Origin of the sequence: Paraburkholderia dipogonis (assembly GCF_046027395.1) — a bacterium.
Classification (GTDB): Bacteria; Pseudomonadota; Gammaproteobacteria; order Burkholderiales; family Burkholderiaceae; genus Paraburkholderia; species Paraburkholderia dipogonis_A.
This window is the reverse complement of sequence record NZ_JAQQEG010000009.1, coordinates 75,608-93,027: the sequence shown is the minus strand read 5'-3', so window position 1 is coordinate 93,027 and position 17,420 is coordinate 75,608. Positions and strand designations below refer to the sequence as shown.

Annotated in this window: 18 protein-coding genes; 6 read left to right on the top strand and 12 right to left on the bottom strand. The window is 63.0% G+C overall.

Annotation, left to right across the window (positions count from 1 at the left end; genetic code table 11):
* Position 1 precedes the first annotated feature (1 nt).
* Complete coding sequence (locus tag PQR32_RS11375) at positions 2-727, bottom strand: hypothetical protein (protein WP_408225916.1); 726 nt, start codon at positions 725-727, stop codon at positions 2-4.
* Between the two features lie 836 nt (positions 728-1,563).
* Here PQR32_RS11375 and PQR32_RS11370 point away from each other — a divergent pair.
* Both PQR32_RS11370 and PQR32_RS11365 read left to right on the top strand, forming a co-directional pair.
* Positions 1,564-2,691: an alkene reductase gene (locus PQR32_RS11370; protein WP_408225913.1), complete on the top strand. Its 1,128-nt coding sequence runs from the start codon at positions 1,564-1,566 to the stop codon at positions 2,689-2,691.
* A 67-nt stretch (positions 2,692-2,758) separates the two neighbouring features.
* On the top strand, positions 2,759-3,748 hold the full coding sequence (locus PQR32_RS11365) for a zinc-dependent alcohol dehydrogenase family protein (RefSeq protein ID WP_408225910.1): 990 nt from the start codon (positions 2,759-2,761) through the stop codon (positions 3,746-3,748).
* On the opposite strand, the gene PQR32_RS11360 is transcribed toward PQR32_RS11365, so the two are convergent.
* Positions 3,745-4,686 carry a LysR family transcriptional regulator gene (locus tag PQR32_RS11360; protein ID WP_408225907.1) on the bottom strand — a complete coding sequence of 314 codons (942 nt, stop codon included), beginning with the start codon at positions 4,684-4,686 and terminating at the stop codon, positions 3,745-3,747. The genes PQR32_RS11365 and PQR32_RS11360 overlap by 4 nt on opposite strands.
* A 67-nt stretch (positions 4,687-4,753) precedes the next feature.
* Here PQR32_RS11360 and PQR32_RS11355 point away from each other — a divergent pair, with 67 nt between their 5' ends.
* Positions 4,754-5,443 carry a peroxiredoxin-like family protein gene (locus tag PQR32_RS11355; protein WP_408225904.1) on the top strand — a complete coding sequence of 230 codons (690 nt, stop codon included), beginning with the start codon at positions 4,754-4,756 and terminating at the stop codon, positions 5,441-5,443.
* Between the two features lie 19 nt (positions 5,444-5,462).
* Here PQR32_RS11355 and PQR32_RS11350 read toward each other — a convergent pair whose 3' ends face one another.
* Together PQR32_RS11350 and PQR32_RS11345 are read right to left on the bottom strand one after the other, a co-directional pair.
* Positions 5,463-5,807 carry a cupredoxin domain-containing protein gene (locus PQR32_RS11350; RefSeq protein WP_408225901.1) on the bottom strand — a complete coding sequence of 115 codons (345 nt, stop codon included), beginning with the start codon at positions 5,805-5,807 and terminating at the stop codon, positions 5,463-5,465.
* 33 nt (positions 5,808-5,840) lie between these two features.
* Complete coding sequence (locus PQR32_RS11345; RefSeq protein WP_408226225.1) at positions 5,841-6,785, bottom strand: metallophosphoesterase family protein; 945 nt, start codon at positions 6,783-6,785, stop codon at positions 5,841-5,843.
* Between the two features lie 382 nt (positions 6,786-7,167).
* On the opposite strand from PQR32_RS11345, the gene PQR32_RS11340 reads away from it, so the two are divergent.
* Both PQR32_RS11340 and PQR32_RS11335 read left to right on the top strand, forming a co-directional pair.
* Positions 7,168-7,914, top strand: a complete 747-nt coding sequence (locus PQR32_RS11340; RefSeq protein WP_408225898.1) for an SDR family NAD(P)-dependent oxidoreductase — start codon at positions 7,168-7,170, stop codon at positions 7,912-7,914.
* Between the two features lie 68 nt (positions 7,915-7,982).
* Positions 7,983-8,630, top strand: a complete 648-nt coding sequence (locus PQR32_RS11335) for a glutathione S-transferase family protein (protein WP_408225895.1) — start codon at positions 7,983-7,985, stop codon at positions 8,628-8,630.
* An 87-nt stretch (positions 8,631-8,717) separates the two neighbouring features.
* Here PQR32_RS11335 and PQR32_RS11330 read toward each other — a convergent pair whose 3' ends face one another.
* The 6 genes from PQR32_RS11330 to PQR32_RS11305 form a co-directional block, all read right to left on the bottom strand.
* Positions 8,718-10,901, bottom strand: a complete 2,184-nt coding sequence (locus PQR32_RS11330; RefSeq protein WP_408225892.1) for a M1 family metallopeptidase — start codon at positions 10,899-10,901, stop codon at positions 8,718-8,720.
* Positions 10,902-11,493: 592 nt separating this feature from the next.
* Positions 11,494-12,522: an aldo/keto reductase gene (locus tag PQR32_RS11325; protein WP_408225889.1), complete on the bottom strand. Its 1,029-nt coding sequence runs from the start codon at positions 12,520-12,522 to the stop codon at positions 11,494-11,496.
* Between the two features lie 113 nt (positions 12,523-12,635).
* The gene (locus PQR32_RS11320; RefSeq protein WP_408225886.1) at positions 12,636-12,875 is read right to left on the bottom strand and encodes a hypothetical protein; all 240 of its coding nucleotides are present in this window, start codon (positions 12,873-12,875) and stop codon (positions 12,636-12,638) included.
* 9 nt (positions 12,876-12,884) lie between these two features.
* Positions 12,885-13,523 carry a glutathione S-transferase family protein gene (locus PQR32_RS11315; RefSeq protein ID WP_408225884.1) on the bottom strand — a complete coding sequence of 213 codons (639 nt, stop codon included), beginning with the start codon at positions 13,521-13,523 and terminating at the stop codon, positions 12,885-12,887.
* 39 nt (positions 13,524-13,562) lie between these two features.
* On the bottom strand, positions 13,563-14,012 hold the full coding sequence (locus tag PQR32_RS11310; RefSeq protein WP_408225881.1) for an SRPBCC family protein: 450 nt from the start codon (positions 14,010-14,012) through the stop codon (positions 13,563-13,565).
* Positions 14,009-14,344, bottom strand: a complete 336-nt coding sequence (locus PQR32_RS11305; RefSeq protein ID WP_116121756.1) for an ArsR/SmtB family transcription factor — start codon at positions 14,342-14,344, stop codon at positions 14,009-14,011. The genes PQR32_RS11310 and PQR32_RS11305 overlap by 4 nt, the downstream gene beginning before the upstream one ends.
* Positions 14,345-14,504: 160 nt before the next feature.
* On the opposite strand from PQR32_RS11305, the gene PQR32_RS11300 reads away from it, so the two are divergent.
* On the top strand, positions 14,505-15,413 hold the full coding sequence (locus PQR32_RS11300) for a LysR family transcriptional regulator (protein WP_408225877.1): 909 nt from the start codon (positions 14,505-14,507) through the stop codon (positions 15,411-15,413).
* A 21-nt stretch (positions 15,414-15,434) separates the two neighbouring features.
* Here PQR32_RS11300 and PQR32_RS11295 read toward each other — a convergent pair whose 3' ends face one another.
* Positions 15,435-16,049, bottom strand: coding sequence for an HAD family hydrolase (locus tag PQR32_RS11295; protein WP_408225874.1), 615 nt, complete (start codon positions 16,047-16,049; stop codon positions 15,435-15,437).
* 179 nt (positions 16,050-16,228) lie between these two features.
* Positions 16,229-17,344: a branched-chain amino acid ABC transporter substrate-binding protein gene (locus tag PQR32_RS11290; RefSeq protein WP_408225871.1), complete on the bottom strand. Its 1,116-nt coding sequence runs from the start codon at positions 17,342-17,344 to the stop codon at positions 16,229-16,231.
* Between the last annotated feature and the right edge of the window lie 76 nt (positions 17,345-17,420).

Sequence of the window (17,420 nt, the reverse complement as noted above, 5' to 3'; positions counted from 1 at the left end):
CTCAGGGATGGGAGTAGAGGTCTTGCCGATTTGCGTTGCCATGCTGCCGGTAATTCACACGACGGAAGAAGAGCCCCATGCGGGCAAACAGGGTGTCTTTGTGCCGCGCGGTCTCGGCGGCGCCGCGGCGCTCCTGAGGCGTGGCGCGGGCATTTTTGCCCGCACGCGCCGCGGCCAGTTGCTGCGTCGGTGGATTGGCTGCGCTTGCCGAACGGCGAGCGGACATGGCGGCGGGCGCCGGCGTGCCAGGTGCCGGATCTGCAACGACGTCAGGCTGCGCCGTCGGTGCCTTGACCTCACCGGACCAGGACGCGAGTTGCCCGCCCGCTTCCGGATCCGTGGCAACTGGCGCTGCCGCCAGCGTCGTATTGGCGACGCTTGTCGATGGCGACTGCGACGCTTGCGGCGCGTTCGGCCGCGCAGCCGCTGCCGGCTGCGTCGGCACGCTCGCGGTATTCGCCATGACGGCCCCGCGCGCCGGCGCGCCGTTGCCAAGCGCTTGCCGCGCGCCGGCCATGGCGTTGGCGTAGGCCTGCTGATCCTGGTTGAACCAGACGCTATACGCCACCGTACCCATCACGCCGATGGCGAGCGCGCTGGCCGCGGCCACGCACATGGCGAGGCGTCCAAACCTTGGCGGCGTGGCGGGAATTGGCAGATTGCTCATCTGGCCGCGGGTACTCTGGCCATCGAGCGCCGATCCTGGCGAATCGATATCGTTGTACATCGCAATACTCTCCGGAATCCTTACGTCTGAGCTGTTGGCCGCCTTTATTCACACGATTTTGCAGGTCGATGCAAAATCGCTCCACACGTGTAACCCGCTGATCGCACGATAACAACACGGCCATGCTGCGCTTTAAACGCCATCTTTGCGAGGCATGTTTGCACCGGAAAAACGGGGTAAAACCGTCCACGCCGCGTATAGTCGCGCGCCAAGCCGGGAGTTTTTCGCAAGGCGCGTATGCAGGCTATATGGGCCGCGCGCAGCGGGCATCGAGCGGGTGGCTGCATTCGTGCGAGCACGCCTGGGCGTGGCAGTTTGCGCGCGCTTTGAGGCCGCGTGTTTAAAGCGCAAGCGCTGTTCCCGCGCCGTGGCCGGTGGGCGGACTTCTAGCCGTTCCGGCTCCCCTGAATGAGTGCCCACCGGGCGATGCCGGATCGATCTGGAGCGCGCGTGGCTTACGTTCGGCGGCTCGGACCACGCTTTCACCGGCCGCTTTGGCGGCGTTCAACCTGGCGACCGATAGCTCGATTTCGGCGGCGTTCAGCTACTTTGCTTGACCAGTGATGTCCCATGTCGTCGGCTCGCCGCGCCGCGACGTCCGGCCGTTTTCGGCACGCTCCACACGTTGATCGCGGCGCACCTGCAGTCGAGCATCGCCGCCGACTTGCAGGTCGAGCGGCCGCCCTTGCTCCGCGCCGCCATTGATCCCGGTCTGGAATGATTCATATGCCGGTGCGTGCCTTCCCGGCGCATATCGGAATGGATAAATTCTCCATCAACGAATCGGCAATCAGCTGATTGCGTCTCCGAACTCACTACCCGGTAAAGGAAAGATCATGGCTCACCTGTTCACCCCGAAGAAGGTCGGCGCCTACACCCTGACGCATCGCGTCGTGCTCGCACCGATGACCCGCCTGCGCACCAATCAGCCCGGCGATATTCCCAGCCCGATGATGGCTGACTTCTACGGCCAGCGCGCCTCGCAAGGCGGCCTCGAGATCGTCGAAGGCGTCAGCATTTCGATTCCCGCCCGCTCGTATCTCGGCGCCGCGAGCTTCTATCACGACGGCCAGGTGGAAGGCTGGAAAGCGATTGCCAATGCGGTTCACGCCAAAGGCGGCCGGGTCTTCATGCAGTTGATTCATGGCGGCCGGCAAAGCCACGTCGAGATGACCGGCGGTGTCGCGCCGCTCGCGCCCTCGGTCGTCCCGTTCGATGGTGTGGCACTGACCAGGGATGGCTTCGTGCCCGCCTCGCCGCATCGGGCGCTCGGCATCGAAGAGATTCCGGGCATCGTCGAAGAGTTTCGCCTGGCCGCCCAGCGTGCGCTCGAGGCGGGCTTCGACGGCGTCGAACTGCACGGCGCGAACGGCTACCTCGTCGATCAGTTCATTCAGGACGGCACCAACAGGCGCACCGACGCTTACGGCGGCCCGATCGAAAATCGCGTGCGCTTCCTGCGCGAAACCGTCGAGGCGCTGATTTCGGTGTGGGGCGCGGACCGGGTCGGCGTGCGCATCTCGCCGTCCGGCGAATGGGGCGGCATCTCCGACAGCGATCCTGAAGCCACCTTCAGCCACGTCGCCAGGGTGCTCGATGGATACGGCATTGCCTACCTGCATGTGATCGAGCCGCGCATCAAGGGCGACGACACGTTGCACGAGGGTCATGCGCCGGTCGCCGTGAAGTATCTGCGCCCGCACTTCTCCGGCCCGATCATCGCGGCAGGCGGATTCGACGGCGAGAGCGCGGAAGCGATCGTCGCATCGGGCGACGCCGATCTGGTCGCCTTTGGCCGCCACTTCTCGTCGAATCCGGACCTGCCGTACCGGCTTCAGCATAAGCTGCCGCTCACGCCGTATGTGCGCGCCGCGTTCTGGGGCGGCGACGAAAAGCATTACTCGGATTTCCCGGCATATTCGCCTACTGTAGAAGCCGCTGAACAAACCGCTGAAACTGCCTGAGCCGAAGCGGCCTGTCCTCTCGCTGCATCGCCTGCGGCAGGCCTGCTCGCCGAACCTGGAGACTGTCATGTCACGCACCATCATGTTTGCAAAAGCCGGTGGCCCCGAAGTGCTCGAATTCATCGAGACGCCGGTGGCGGCGCCCGGTCCGCACGAAGTTCGCATCAAGGTCGAGGCGATCGGCCTGAACCGCGCCGAGTCCATGTGGCGCAGCGACGCCTACATCGAACCCGTCCGCTTCCCTGCGGGACTGGGCTACGAAGCCGCGGGCATCGTCGATGCGGTCGGCGCCGAAGTCACGGGCATCGCGCCCGGTGACAAGGTCAACGTCATGCCGTCCTTTTCGATGAACCAGTACTTCACATACGGCGAAGTGATCCTCGTGCCGGACTACGCCGTCGTGAAGCACCCCGAGTCGCTCTCGTTCGCCGAGGCCGCCTCGGTGTGGATGATGTTCGTGACAGCGTATGGGGCGCTGATCGAAGACGCGAAGGTGACCGAGGGCGATTTCGTCATCGTGCCCGCCGCATCGAGCAGTGTCGGGCTCGCGGCGATTCAGATCGCCAACTACGCCGGCGCGACGTCCATTGCGCTCACGCGCACCTCGGCGAAACGCGAGCAACTGCTCAAGGCCGGCGCCGCGCATGTGATCGCCACCGAGGAAACCGATCTGGTACCCGAAGTCATGCGTATCACCGACGGCAAAGGCGCGCGCGTGGCGTTCGACCCGGTCGGCGGCCCGAGCTTCGCGAAGCTGCTGGCGGCACTGTCGTTCCAGGGCATTGCGTACATCTACGGTGCGTTGAGCGAAGACTCCACGCCGCTGCCGGTGCTCGACATGATCGCCAAGGTGCTCACCGTGAAAGCCCATAACATCTGGCTGACAAGCGGCGATCCCGCGCGTCAGAAAGCTGCGGTGGACTACGTGCTCAAAGGTTTCGAGAGCGGCGCGCTCAAGCCGGTGATCGACCGCACCTTCAGGTTCGACGACATGGTGGAAGCTCACCGCTATCTGGAGAAGAACGGCCAGTTCGGCAAAATCGTCGTGACGCTCTAGGCGGGTCTGGCGGATTCGAGCGTTGAGCGTGTGGCGCGTGAAGCGGGAGCGGCTTCGTCGGCGAGACAGTTTTCCACGAACGCGGTGAACTGTCTCGCCTTGGTGCTGGCAAGACGGCCGGTCGGATAGACGGCCGAGAGGCTGATGGTGGGCAGCATCCAGTCGTCCATGACCGACACCACCGCGCCCGATTTCAGTTCGGGCGTGAAGGCCCATTCGGACGCGACGGCCACGCCCATGTCGGCGAACACGGCCGCGCGCAAGCCTTCGGTCGCCGTGATCTTGAGCCGCCCTTGCGTCCTGACCGACACTTCCGCGGTCTCCTTGCGGAACGTCCAGTCTTCGCCGCCGCCGTCGCGCGTGTAGATCAGGCATGTGTGCGCGAGCAGATCGGCCGGCGCCTCGGGAATGCCATGACGGCTGAAGTACGCCGGTGTCGCGATCACCCGGCGGCGGGCCTCGGCGATGCGGCGCGCGGTCATGTTGGAATCCGCGAGCACGCCCATCCGCAAGGCGACGTCGATGCCTTCCTCGACGAGGTCGATGTTCCTGTCGTCGAGAACGAGTTCGAGCTCGAGGTTGGGATGGTCCTCCAGAAACACCGGCAGACGCGGCACGATATGCAGCCGCGCGAAACACACGGCCGCCGAGACGCGCAGCTTGCCCGAGAGGCCGGACGCGGTGCCGCGCGCGGCGAGCACGGCCTCGTCGGTTTCCTCGACGGCGCGTTTGGCGCGCTGGTAGAAGCTGGTGCCGGCTTCGGTCGGTGTGAGGGTGCGCGTGGTTCGAAGCAGGAGCTTGACGCCGAGCCACTCCTCGAGTTGCGCGATGGCCTTCGACACCGTCGGCTGGCCGACGTCGAAGTGGCGCGCCGCGGCCGAAAACGAGCCGGTGTCGACCACGCGGATGAAGATTTCAATTGCCGCCAGCCGGTCCATCACGTGTCTCCCGTGGAATAAGTGCCAGCCGATTTTGCACCTTTGGCACGGGCAGTGGAATGGATAAATGCGTGAGAACCAGGCGGAGGCAAAGATGGCGGACCTGCAAACCGAAGACAGCGTGACGCCGCGGCAGTCGGACCTCGACGCCGAACTTGCGCTCAGCGCCGCGGCTTCAGCGGCGGCGAACGCCCTGCGCGCAGGCGCGCGCGCGCCGCTTTTTACGTTGACGGATACCATTGGTCAACGCGTCAGTCTCGAAGCATTGCTGAGAGCCGGGCCTGCGGTGCTGCATTTCTTTCGAGGCGGCTGGTGTACTTTCGGCGAGCGCAGCCTCGCCGATCTTGCGACGGGCTACGACGACATGCTTGCACTCGGCGCGAGTGCCGTCGCCATCGCGCCGCCGTGCGAGAGGCCCGCGCATCACGCCGCCGGCGGCCTGCGTGAACTGCTCGACGTGGACCTGAAGCTGGCGCGCGCTTATGGCGTGGCGTTCGAGCTGCCGGTCCGCCTGCGCGCCAGCTACGAACAACTGGGCTGCGCAACGCCCTCGGCCAGCGAGGCAAGCCGCTGGCTGGTGCCCATCCCCGCCACGTTTCTGATCGATCGCGACGGCAGGATCGCCTTGGCCCACGTCGACGTGGACTACCGCAAACGTCTCGACATCGAATCGTTGCTGCGCGCGCTGAAGGCGCTGCACGCAAGGCATGCAACGAAGCTGCATGCCTTGCGTGAGCGTCTTGGGCGCAGTCTGTAGTTTGGGTCTCCTGCTGCGCTCACTGCACGGTAATGGTCTCCTTCATATTCGGGTGAATGCCGCAAAACACCTTGTACACGCCCGGCTTGTCGAACTTGAACTGGTACGTGTCGTTCTGGTCTAGCGCGGCGGAGCGAAACATGCCCGCGTCATTCACGACGGTATGCGGTTCGCCGTCGAGATTTTTCCAGGTCACGGTCGAGCCGGCTTTGACCGTCATCTCCATCGGCGCGAACATGAAGTTCTTGATGACGACCGCGTTCGGCGTCTCCGCCCGCGCCACGGACAATCCGGACGATACCGCGAACAATGCCGAACTTGCGGCCACTGCGAGCAATACGCGGCGAATGTTTTTAGTTTGCATAACTGATCTCCTGCGATAAAAAAGGTCTGATTGTCAAACGAGCGTCGTGTCGTCGAGCGTGGCTTTGAGCGGATGCCGCGCGATCTTGATGCTGGTCACACCGAGCATTTTCGGCAGCTGGTCGCTGGCCACCGTCAACGGTCCGGGGCCGGTGCCGTTGCCGGCGGTCGGCTGCGGATAAGCCGTCGAGCGCGCCGTGTGGAAGGTGATGTTGCCCTCCACTTTCGACACGATCTGATGAATGTGGCCGTTCAGCACCGTCACCGAGCCGAAGCGTTTCAGATAGCTCATCGCCTGGCCCGCATCGCCGGTGCCCCAGCCCCACGGCTCGTAGATCGTCCACATCGGCATGTGCGCGAACACGACGATCGGCGTGCTGGACGAGCGCCCCTTCAAATCGTTTTCGAGCCACTCGAGCTGTTCGTCGCCGAGGCCGCCCAGGCCGTTCGGCTTGAAATGCATCACGTTGACCAGGCCGATGAAATGCACGCCCTGATGATCGAAGCTGTAGTAGCCCTTGTTGTCCGAGGCCTTGCCAAAGCGGCTGAAGTATTCGGTCCCGGGACCGTCCGTCACGTCGTGCTCGCCAGGCACGGTGTGCAGCTCGGTGATCTTCAGACCGGACATCAACTGGGCCGCGAGATCGAACTCCGCGGGCTTGGACAGGTGCGTGATATCGCCGGTATGGATGGTCAACGCGGGCTTGACCGGCATCGCGTTGACGTACTCGATGGTCTGCTTCAGTGTGCCCGCCACGTCCGGATTGGCTTCCTTGTTAAAGCCGATATGCGAGTCGCTGATCTGCAGGAAAAGCGGCACACCCGCTGTCGCAGCGGATGATTTCTGGTCGGCGGCGAGTGCCAGTTCCACCGGCGTGAGAATGCCGCCGGCGAGAACGAACACGGTGCCCAAACCACCGAATGCAAGACACTTCAGTGCGCCGCGCCGCGACGCGTCGAACGATTGATGTGACGACATGTTGACCTCACGATAAAGAGTCGCAGCCGAGCCGTGGATCATCCGGCGGCCCTCGCGAGTCGGTTCGTCAGGCATGACTGCGCCAGGGTCGGTTTTATTCCAGCGTCGATCAATCGGCAGATGAATCGTCGTGCGGTGTTGGCGGATTGGCAGAGGGCTCAGGTCGCTGCCACCAACGCCCGGCCCGTCTCGGGCGCCTGCATGGCCCACCCTATCTCCATGCCTGCCAGGCATGCCGACCAGCTTATAAAGTCTTTTTACTTCGACTGGCAAGCCGCTAAATTGCACTCAAGGCAATGATTTGAGGCAGATCGCAACCCGCTTAGCCGGACGCCGCCTGCTTCGCCCCATACCGCACAAACATACCTATCAGGAGTTGAAAATGAGCCATCCCGTCATTCTGATTACTGGCGCCCTCACCGGCATCGGCCGCGCCACGGCCCTCGCTTTCGCCGAAACCGGCGCCCGTCTCGTCGTCTCAGGCCGTCGTGAAGCCGAAGGCAAGGCGCTCGAAAAAGAACTGCGCGAACTCGGCGCAGATGCCCACTTCATCCAGGCCGACGTGCGCCGCGACGACGAAGTCGCGAGCCTCGTCGATCAGACGGTCGCGCGCTTCGGCCGCATCGACGCCGCCGTGAACAACGCCGGCACCGAGGGCCAGCCTGGCGCCATCACCAGCCAGACCGTCGAGAGCTACACCGCGACGTTCGACACCAACGTGCTCGGCACGCTGCTCAGCATGAAGCACGAACTGCGCGTGATGTCGGCGCAAAAGAGCGGCAGCGTGGTGAACGTTTCGTCGACTTACGGTCATGAAGGCGCGGCCTTCGCATCCGTCTACGCGGGCAGCAAGCATGCGGTGGAAGGCATGACCAAGTCGGCGGCGCTCGAAGTGGCGTCCACCGGCGTGCGGGTCAACGCCGTTGCGCCGGGACCGACCGACACCGGCATGCTCGACCGCTTCACCGGCACGCCGGAGAACAAGGCCGCGCTCGCCGCGAAGGTGCCGCTCGGGCGCATCGGCAAGCCGGACGACGTGGCGCGCGCCATCGTGTTTCTGGCATCGGATGCGGCGTCGTTCATCACGGGGCAGATCGTGACCGTCGACGGCGGCAAGACCGCCGGCTGATCGCCGCCCGCTCGCAGTGGCGCGCGGCCACACGCGCGCCTCGAAACATCATTCAAAGGTCTATCAACATGACTACCGAAACATTGACGCTTTACCATTCCACTGCGTCGCCGAACTCGCGGCGCGTACGCATCTTTCTTGCCGAAAAAGGCGTGACGGTGACGCTCGCGGCGGTCGACCTCGGCAAACGCGAACAGCACGGTGACGCCTATCGCGCGATCAATCCCCGGCGCGTCGTGCCGACGCTGGTGCTCGAAGACGGCACGTCGATCGGAGAGGTGCCCGCCATCCAGCGCTACATTGAAGACGTCTATCCCGACACACCGCTTTTCGGCACCACACCGAAAGACAAAGCGCTGATCACGATGTGGGAACGGCGCGCGGAACAGGAGGGGTTTGCCTCGGTGATGGAAGCGATCCGCAACACCGCGCCCGGTTTGAAGGGCCGCGCGATTGCCGGCCCGCACGACTACGAGCAGATTGCGGCACTCGCCGAACGCAGCCGGCAACGGGCCGCGCATTTCCTGGCGGACCTCGACGATCGCCTGAAACAGTCCGCGTTCGTGGCGGGCGAGCGCTTCTCGGTTGCCGACATCACCGCGCTGGTGACGATCGACTTCGCCGCGAAAGCAATCGACATGCAAGTGCCGGGTGATCTGAAATCGCTCAGGCGCTGGTACGACACAGTGTCCTCGCGACCCAGCGCTGCGGCGTGACCTGTTGCCGCATCTGAAGCGGTATGAAAAAAGCGGCCCGCATCGCTGCAACACGATGCGGGCCGCTGAACTACCCAATACGGCCGCTTACTGGCCTTGCTGCGCCTGTGGCTTCAGTTTGAATTTACCCTGATAGCGGATCGTCGGACGCTGCGATTGCGTCGTCGGCGCCGCCATCAGCAACTGACGTGCGAGCGGTGTGGCCGCCGGACTCAGCGAGCCGATACTGGTGACGCGCGACGGGTCCGCGAGACCGTTGTTCACCAGCAGCTTCGCCTCGAGTTGCAGACTGGTCAGCAGGACCGGATCCTTCAGCGCGTTACCCTGCGCGAGCAACTGGCTCCACGCGTTGTTGCTGTAGTTGGTCACGTAGTAGTCGAGACCGCTCGGATCGGCGAGCACCGCGGAGCAGCCGTTCAGACGCACCTGGGTTTGCGTGTCCTTCATCGCCAGCGTCTTGCGTGACGTCAGGCCGTCGCCATACGCGAGCGTCAACGGAATGGTCCACTGCGTGCCCGGGTACTGATTCTGATTCGGGAACGGCGACTGCTTCAGCGTGACCACGGTCTGATTGGTCGTCAGATCGCACTGCGTATCGAGCGAGATCAGCGGCACACCTGTTTGCCGCACGAAACTGTCGCCGATCGCCACCATCGGCTGACCACTCGCCTTCGCCAGTTCGTCCCACAGACGCTTGGGCGTAACGTTGCCAAACGAATAGTCGGCGAGGTACGACTGCAGACCCTTGCGCATCACTTCTTCGCCAAGGTAGTTCTCCAGCATCTTCAGCACGTGACCGCCCTTGTCGTACGTGAAGGCGCTCGCGCTCAGCACGAAGTCGTTCGACGCCCAGCCGTTGAAGTTCGGCTGCACCGGGAACGCGGTGGACTTCAGGTCCGCATTGATCACGGCGTACTTGTTCTTCACGTCGTCGACCCAACTGAAACGGTCCGGGAAGAAACGCACCTTGGTCTTGTTCTCGAAGAACGTCGCGAACGACTCGTTCAGCCAGACGTCGTCCCACCAGTCGAGCGTGACGAGGTCACCGAACCATTGATGCGCGGCTTCGTGCGTGAGCACCGTCACGCCGTAGTCGGACATGGTCGTGCCCGGCGCCGGCAGAATGTCGTCGGCGAATTCGAGGATCGCGCCCCAGTTCTCCATGCCGCCGAAGTTCAGGTCCTTCTGCTCCTTGAACGCGTCGTTGGCCGCGACCGTGTCGAACTTGGTGAGCGGCAGCGGAATGCCGGTGTAGCGATAGTAGTAATCGAGCGCCTGCTTGGTCTGTTGCATCGCCGGTTTGGCCCAGTCACGCATGCCGGGCGGCGTAAAGATGCGCAGATGCAGACCTTTGCCGTCGGGCAGTGGGCTCGAGAAGTCGTCTTCGAGAATGTCGAACTGGCCGCCGCCGAAGAACAGCAGATACGACGGCATGGGCGGCGTCTTCTCGAACGACACAAGCTTGTAGCCGCTATCCACGTTCACCGCCGGTTTCTCGGCCGCGTTCGAGACGACGTTCCAGTTCTGCGGGACCTCCGCGCTCACCTCGTAGGTGGGCCGGAAAGCCGGCTCGTCCCAACCCGGGAACCACTGCCGCGCCAGGTTCGATTCGCCTTGCGTGAGGATCGCGCCGCTTGTCGTGCCGTCGGTCGATTTCAGATCGACGCGGAACACGCCTTCGGCCGCCGAGCAACCCGGATAAGGATCGTCGCCGCAACTGCCGCCGGTCTTGGCGACCGGATCGTCATAAGTCTTGAAGTTGATGATGCCGCTCCACTCCATGTGCAGCGAGTAGTTGCCGGCGGCGATCTGCCCGCTCACGGGGCGCAGTTGATAGAAATCGCCGTCGTCCTGCGGCGTGGCGATCAGCGCGATGTTGCCCGGCTGAAGCGTGATCGTGCCGTTGGTGAACTTGACCCGGTGCCCGGCGATCGTGATCGCGTTGACGGCCTTCTGCACCTTGATCTGCACGTCGGCGCGGCCGTCGAACGAAGACAGCGCGGGGTTCGGCCGGAACCACAGCTTGTAGTTGATCGGCGTGACCGTGTCGGGCAACTCGACCGGCGGAACCGTCTTGTTGATCGATGTGTCCGCCACGACCGGCGCGGCGGGCGGCGCCAGCGCCACTTCGGAGGCGCCTGACGCGGCCGCGGGCGCCTGCCCGGATTTGCTCGTCAAGGACGACGAGCCGTCGCTGCCGCCGCATCCCGCCAGAACCGCAATTCCGGCTAGTGCGAGGCACTGCATCTGCAATCGGAAATTTATACGCATGATTAATCCTCGACAGACAATATCGGCATTAAAGAAAGTGCGATGAGTGCTTAAGCTGGTTTTCTCTTTTTTTCAGCGAAAAAGGTCTCCCGCACTAGCACCGAATTGCTAGCGAGAATATAGGGACGTGTTGGCGCCTCAGCACTTGTGGCTAATTTCAGAATTGCGACACACGTTTATTACAATGCTTTCATATCGACAGCTTGGGCCATTTTTCCGGCCTTCATTCGATCGTCCGACTGACCGGCAAAGCGGCGGCTTACCTGCGTCTCCGGGCAGGTGGATTAAACCGAGGTCAGTTTTTGACGACAGTGCGTAGCCTAGTTTGGCAAACGTTCCCGTGTCAACTTCCTTTCACAATCTTTCTTTCACTTGTGTTTTGCGTATGCAAACCGAATGGCTGCAGTAATGGGACCGAGTTAATCCTCTAGAAATCTCAATATCGTTCTCGACTACGGGAAACTTTATTTTTCTTTGCGCAGTGTTGTGCTATGGAGCAATGGCGCGTGCGAATAACCTCGAGCGAGGTATTAATTTGAACTAGCTGGAGAGTTCACGAAGGAATTAGCGCGAATAATAGGCAAACGATCGGCTAGCCATTCACCGCTGCCGCGATTCGCGCGCACATCGCCTTGTCGGGTAATGGGCCCGAACCGGCCCGAACGTTGTCCGCCATGTATTGCGGACGCCCCGTGCCGGGAATCACCACCGTCACTGCCGGCTGCGCGAGCACGAACTTCAGAAGAATCTGCGCCCAACTCGTGCAGCCGATTTCCGCAGCCCACGCGGGCAGCGGCGTTTTGCCGACGCGTGCCAGCAGGCCGCCGCCGCCGAACGGCTGATTGATCACGACGCCGATGCCCAACTCCGCCGCGAGCGGCAGGATGCGCGCCTCGGCGGCGCGGTCGTCGGCTGCGTAGTTGATCTGCACAAAGTCGGGCTTGTCGCTGCGCATGACGGCCGCGACCTCGTCGAAAGCACTCGACGTGTAGTGCGTGATGCCGATATAGCGAATCCGGCCGCGCGCTTTCCAGTCGCGCAGCGTGGCGAGTTGCGTGCGCCAGTCGAGCAGGTTGTGAACCTGCATCAGATCGATACGCGGCTGCTGAAAGCGGCGCAACGATTCTTCCATCTGCGCGATGCCCGCCTCGCGTCCTTCGGTCCAGACCTTGGTGGCGACGAAGGCCTGGTTGTGCGCGTTCAACTGCGTGAGCAGCGCGCCGGCGACGGCTTCCGACGAACCGTACATCGGCGATGAATCGATCACCGAACCACCGGCTTCGAACAGGATGCGCAGCACCTCGGCGAGTTGCGCGCGGCCGGCGGGATCGTTGCCGACATCGAAGGTGCGCCAGGTGCCGCAGCCGACCACGGGCAGGCGTTCGCCCGTGGCCGGAATCACGCGTTGCGCCATGCGTGGCAGCGGCGCGGTGGCGGCTTCGGCTTGCGACCGAGGCGGCGTTGGCGTTGGCGCTTGCGTTGGCGTCTGCGTTGGCGTTTGGCCCGCCGCCAATCGTGGCAGTGCGAACGACGCCGACAAGCTGATTGCGGTGTTGCCTGCTGAGCGCAGAAAACGGCGTCTACCGGAAAGCCTTGTAGCGGTTTTCGACGAAAGTGCCATGACGTGCCCTCGATTCGCGCGCAGTACAGTGACTCTGTACGATACGGCAAATCGGCACAGCACGTTGAAGCCACCCAAAGCGCCCTGCTTCGACGATCACACGTCACACGCCATTAGCGGATAAAGTGCCCGCAAATCGGCATGCTAGCCAGTCGCGCGATCAACGACGATTGTTGTCCGCCGCCCGCCGCCGCGAACTGATCCGCAGCCGTGGCGGACCCCGCCGCCGCGCCGATCGCGATAACCGCGATCGCGATCCTGCGTAGCCGCCCGACGCGGCCGGCGAGCGAGCCCGACACGCTGCGCCAGCTGGCCAGCAAGGTCATCGTGAGTGCAACTATCGCGCAGCACATGACTCCTCCTCACGCATTCGCCGTGGCGCGTTCCTGCCGCGCGGGAAACGGGTCGCGCCATGCGTCGATCGCGTTCAACTGATCGTGCCAGCGCACCACTTCCGGAAACTCTTCAACCGGCATCGCCGCGCTTTTTGCATACGGCAGCGCGATGCCGACCGAGAAGTCCGCGACCGACATGTCATCACCCAGCAGCCACTTGCGTCCCTTCAGATGCTGGTTGAGCACGCCTGCATGCTTGCGGAAAAACCCTTGCGCTTCTGCGACTTTTGCGGGGTCGGGCTCGCCGAGTCCGGCCCACGGCTTGATCAGGTACTCGAAGTAAAGCGCGCCGGCATGCCGGAGCAGATGCTGGCTATTCCAGCTGAACCAGCGCACGATTTCGATCTGCTGCTGCGCGCCCCGCGGCCAGAGCGGGGATTCCGCGCGCTGTGCAAGATGGCACATGATCGCGTCGGCCTCCCAGATGATCTTGTCGCCGTCGACGAGACAAGGCACCTTGCCGTTCGGATTGATCGCCAGATAGTCCGGTCGCGTTTGCTCGCCTTTACCCAGATCGACAAAGGCGTAGTCGATTGGCAAGCCTAAATATTTGGCCAGTGCGCAGGATTTTCTGGGAGACAGCGTTTCAGCATAGTAAAGCTTCATGGTCGACCTCAGTATGCGTTGACTTCGAGGGAATGTGCTTCATTTCACTTCGTTTTCCAGCTCGGCAATCAGTGCGTCCAGCTTATCGAATGCACCGTTCCAGCCGGTTTGATGACCGTCGCGTGCGGCCTCGTCGAAGAACTGTGCGTGAGTGAAATGCAGTTCGGTGCCCTCTTCGATCGGACGAAACCGGATCGTCACCAGCGACCGGCGCTCAGGCAGCGTGACCCACTCCCACGTGAAGACGAGCTTGCGGTCCGCTTCGACTTCCTGGTACTCGCCGCGGCAGTCGTGCGTTTCGCCATCCAGCGTCTGAAATACCACGCGAAAGCGGCCACCCACGCGCGGATCGGCTTCGGCGCTCAGCACCGGTCCGGCGTCCGGTCCCCACCAGCGCGCCATCAGTTCGGGCCGCGTCCATGCTGCGTAGACTCTTGCAGGTGGCGCCTTGATGCGCCGCACGATGGTCAGGCTGGGCTTTTCGTTCATTCGTCGTTCCTCTCAACAAAATCGGCGAGCCGGTCGAGACTCGCGGACCAGAAGCGTTCGTAGCGTCGCAACCACGCCATCGCTTCTTCCATCGGGCCGGCAACCAGTTCGACTGAGACGGTTCGGCCATTTTTTGTGCGCGCCACCAGACCCGCGTCGCTCAGCACGTCGAGGTGCTTCATGACGGCGGGCAGTTTGAGCGGCAACGGACGCGCGATTTCCGTGACCGACAGACCGGGCTCACGCTCGAGACGCGCGAGGATGGCCCGCCGCGTGGGATCCACGAGGGCGGAAAACGTGCGATCGAGTTGACTGACTGGAGACTTTGCCATATGGTGAACTATAGGCCGTGAGATTCGGGAGTCAAGGTTTTTTGCGGCCGACTCCGTGAACCCGTAGGCCGCTTCGCTCTGTCCGTCACCAACGCGCCGCGGCTATCATTCCAACGATTCGCGAGTAGGTCTTCGTTCAGCTTCCAGAGGACAGCACCGTATGGACCTTCTTCAAGGCATGGCAGTGTTCAAGCGCGTCGTGGACGCGTCCAGTTTCTCGAAAGCGGCCGATTCGCTGGAAATGCCGCGCGCCTCCGTCTCGACGGTCGTGCAGAATCTGGAGAGCCATCTGGGCGTGCGCCTGCTCAACCGCACGACACGCCGCGTGCAGGTTACCGACGACGGCGCCCTTTACTACGAATACTGCGCACGCATTCTCGCCGAGGTCTCCGACGCCGAATCGGCGTTATCGAGCAAACGCCAGAGTCCGCGTGGCACGGTCCGCGTCGACACGTCCTCCACGTTCGCGTCTCACGTGCTGATTCCCGTGATGCGCGATTTCAACGCGCGCTATCCCGACATCACGGTGAAGCTGGGACTCGCTGACCGCAACGTGGATCTCGTGCAGGAAGGCGTGGATTGCGTGATCCGCATCGGCGTGCTCGACGATTCGAACCTGGTGGCGCGCTCGCTCGGCAGCGTGCGCATGACGATCTGCGCCGCGCCCGCCTATCTCGAGCAAATGGGCGAGCCCGCCACGCCCGACGATCTCGACCGGCATCACGCGGTAAATTATTTTTCCGCGCGCACGGGGCGCGTCTATCCGATGGAGTTCGAAGCGGACGGCGCGCTCATCAGAAGACCGATCGAAGGCAAACTCGCGGTCAACGAAGGCCAGGTCTATGTCGCGTCCGCCGTGGAAGGCTTAGGCCTGATCCAGACGCCGCGTTTCATGGTGGCGAAGGCGATCGAATCCGGCGCGCTGCGTGAAATTCTCCGCGACTGCCATTGCGCACCGTTGCCGCTCTCGATCCTTTATCCGCACCGTCGTTCGAGCATGTGCGTGCGGGTGTTCAGCGAATGGGTGCACGAACTGGTGCAGCAGAATCCGGACCTTAGCGGGGAGTGAACTCGAGACCCACCGGCTCCGCTATATCAAGCCGCGACGCTGCAATTCGTCCGACAATGCGCCGACGCTGACGAACATGTGCCCTTGCAGTCCCGCATCGACTGCGCCGTTCACGTTGGCGGCCGTGTCGTCGACGAAAAGCGTTTGAGCCGCGGGTACGCCGAGTTGCTCAAGACAACGCAGATAGGTTTGCGCCGCCGGTTTCGCGGCACCAAACGCCGCCGACGAGTAAACGTCCGGGCCGAACAGCCGCGCGACAGGCGGATTCAGATAAGCGATGTGATCGGTCAACAGGCGGCAATTGTTCGTCAACACCGCGATGCGGTGCCGCTCGGCGACTTTGGCGGCCAGCGCGAGCGCTTCCTGATTCGGGGTAATCGACGCGAGACGGGCAGCCAGCCAGTCGTCGCGATTGATCGGGTAGTTCAACAGCAAGCCCAGTTCGCGCAGATACTCGTCATCGCTGAGCTGGCCTGCGTCCGCACGCGCTTCGAGTCCCGATCCCCAGATCGCGTGACGCACCGTGTCCGGCGGGCAACCCGCGGTCGCCGCCAGATGATCGACTCGCGCGGCGCGGTCATAGTGAGTCAGAACACCTTCCATGTCGAACAGAACCAGCGTGATGGATGCGGTCATGCTGTCGGCCTCGCGTCGAAAGCTTTCAGAAATGAAGCAACCGCGCGGCGCGATGGCGCCGAACGGTTGCCTGTTTCTATTGTGCCTCGACAAAAACGCGACTGCCGGCAACCGCCGGCGTCACGTTTTTCTCGGACCTCAGCGAAACAGCGAAATACGGGCTGCTTCCGGACCGGCCATCATGCGCCGCTGCCGCCCACCGTCTTGACGCTTTTCCATTGGCCTTGCTCAACCTGGAACAAGGTGTACGGCGGCTTGATCAGATCGCCATACGGATCGAAGGTGATATTGCCGGTCACGCCCGTGACCGTGACCTTGGCGAGGCTGTCGACGATCTTCGCGCGATCGAGCGAATCGGCCGAGTGAATCGCTTTCAGCATGGCGAGCGCCGCGTCATAGGAAAACGGTGCGTACAGTTCGACATCCTGATTGAAACGCGCCTTGTAGCGCTTGCCGAACGCCTGTGCGGCGGCCAGCTTGTCGAGCGCCGTGCCGGCGATCTGCAGGAACGCGTTGCTCTTCAGCGCGCCGGCGCCGAACAGTTGTGTGGACATGCCGAGCGACCGCATCTGCTTGACCAGCATGGCGCCTTGCTCATCCAGCCCGCCGAAGAAAATCAGGTCGACGTTCTTGCTCTTGAGCGTGGTCAGAATGGCGCGAAAATCGATCGCCTTGTCGTTGGTGAATTCCCGATCCACGATGTTGCCGTTCGCTTCCTTGACGCCCTTCTCGAACGCATCGGCCAGCCCTTGCCCGAAAGCGGTGCGGTCGTCGATGATGGCAATACGCTTCGCCTTCATCTGCTCCACCACGAAATGCCCCGCCACGACGCCGCCGATACCGTCGTGACCCATCGTACGAAATACGTTCTTGAAGCCTTGCTTGGTCAATTGCGGATTGGTCGAGCCCGGCGTGATCATCGCCACGTTCGCCTGGTGATATACCGTCGACGCCGGAATGCTGCAGCCCGAGTTGTAATGGCCGATCACGCCGACCACGCCGTCGTCGACCAGTTTCTGCGCGACCTGAATCGCCACGCGCGGGTCGGCCTGATCGTCCTGCACGTCGAGCACGAACTTGACCGGCTTGCCACCGACCACCGGGTTCTTCGCGTTCTCTTCATCGAGCGCCAACTGCGCGCCGTACTGCAAGTCCTTGCCGACGCGGGCAACCGGCCCCGTCAACGGTCCGACGAAACCGATCTTGACGATCTGGGGGTCGGCGGCCCACGACAACGGCATATACGTGGCGAGTGCACAGACGGCGGCACTCAACAGCCAATAGCGGCGATTCATGATGCGCTCCTTGCGAGATGTGACGTCGCGCGTGTGTGTGTGCAGGTTGGCCGATCCGATGCGCGACGCGTCGAAA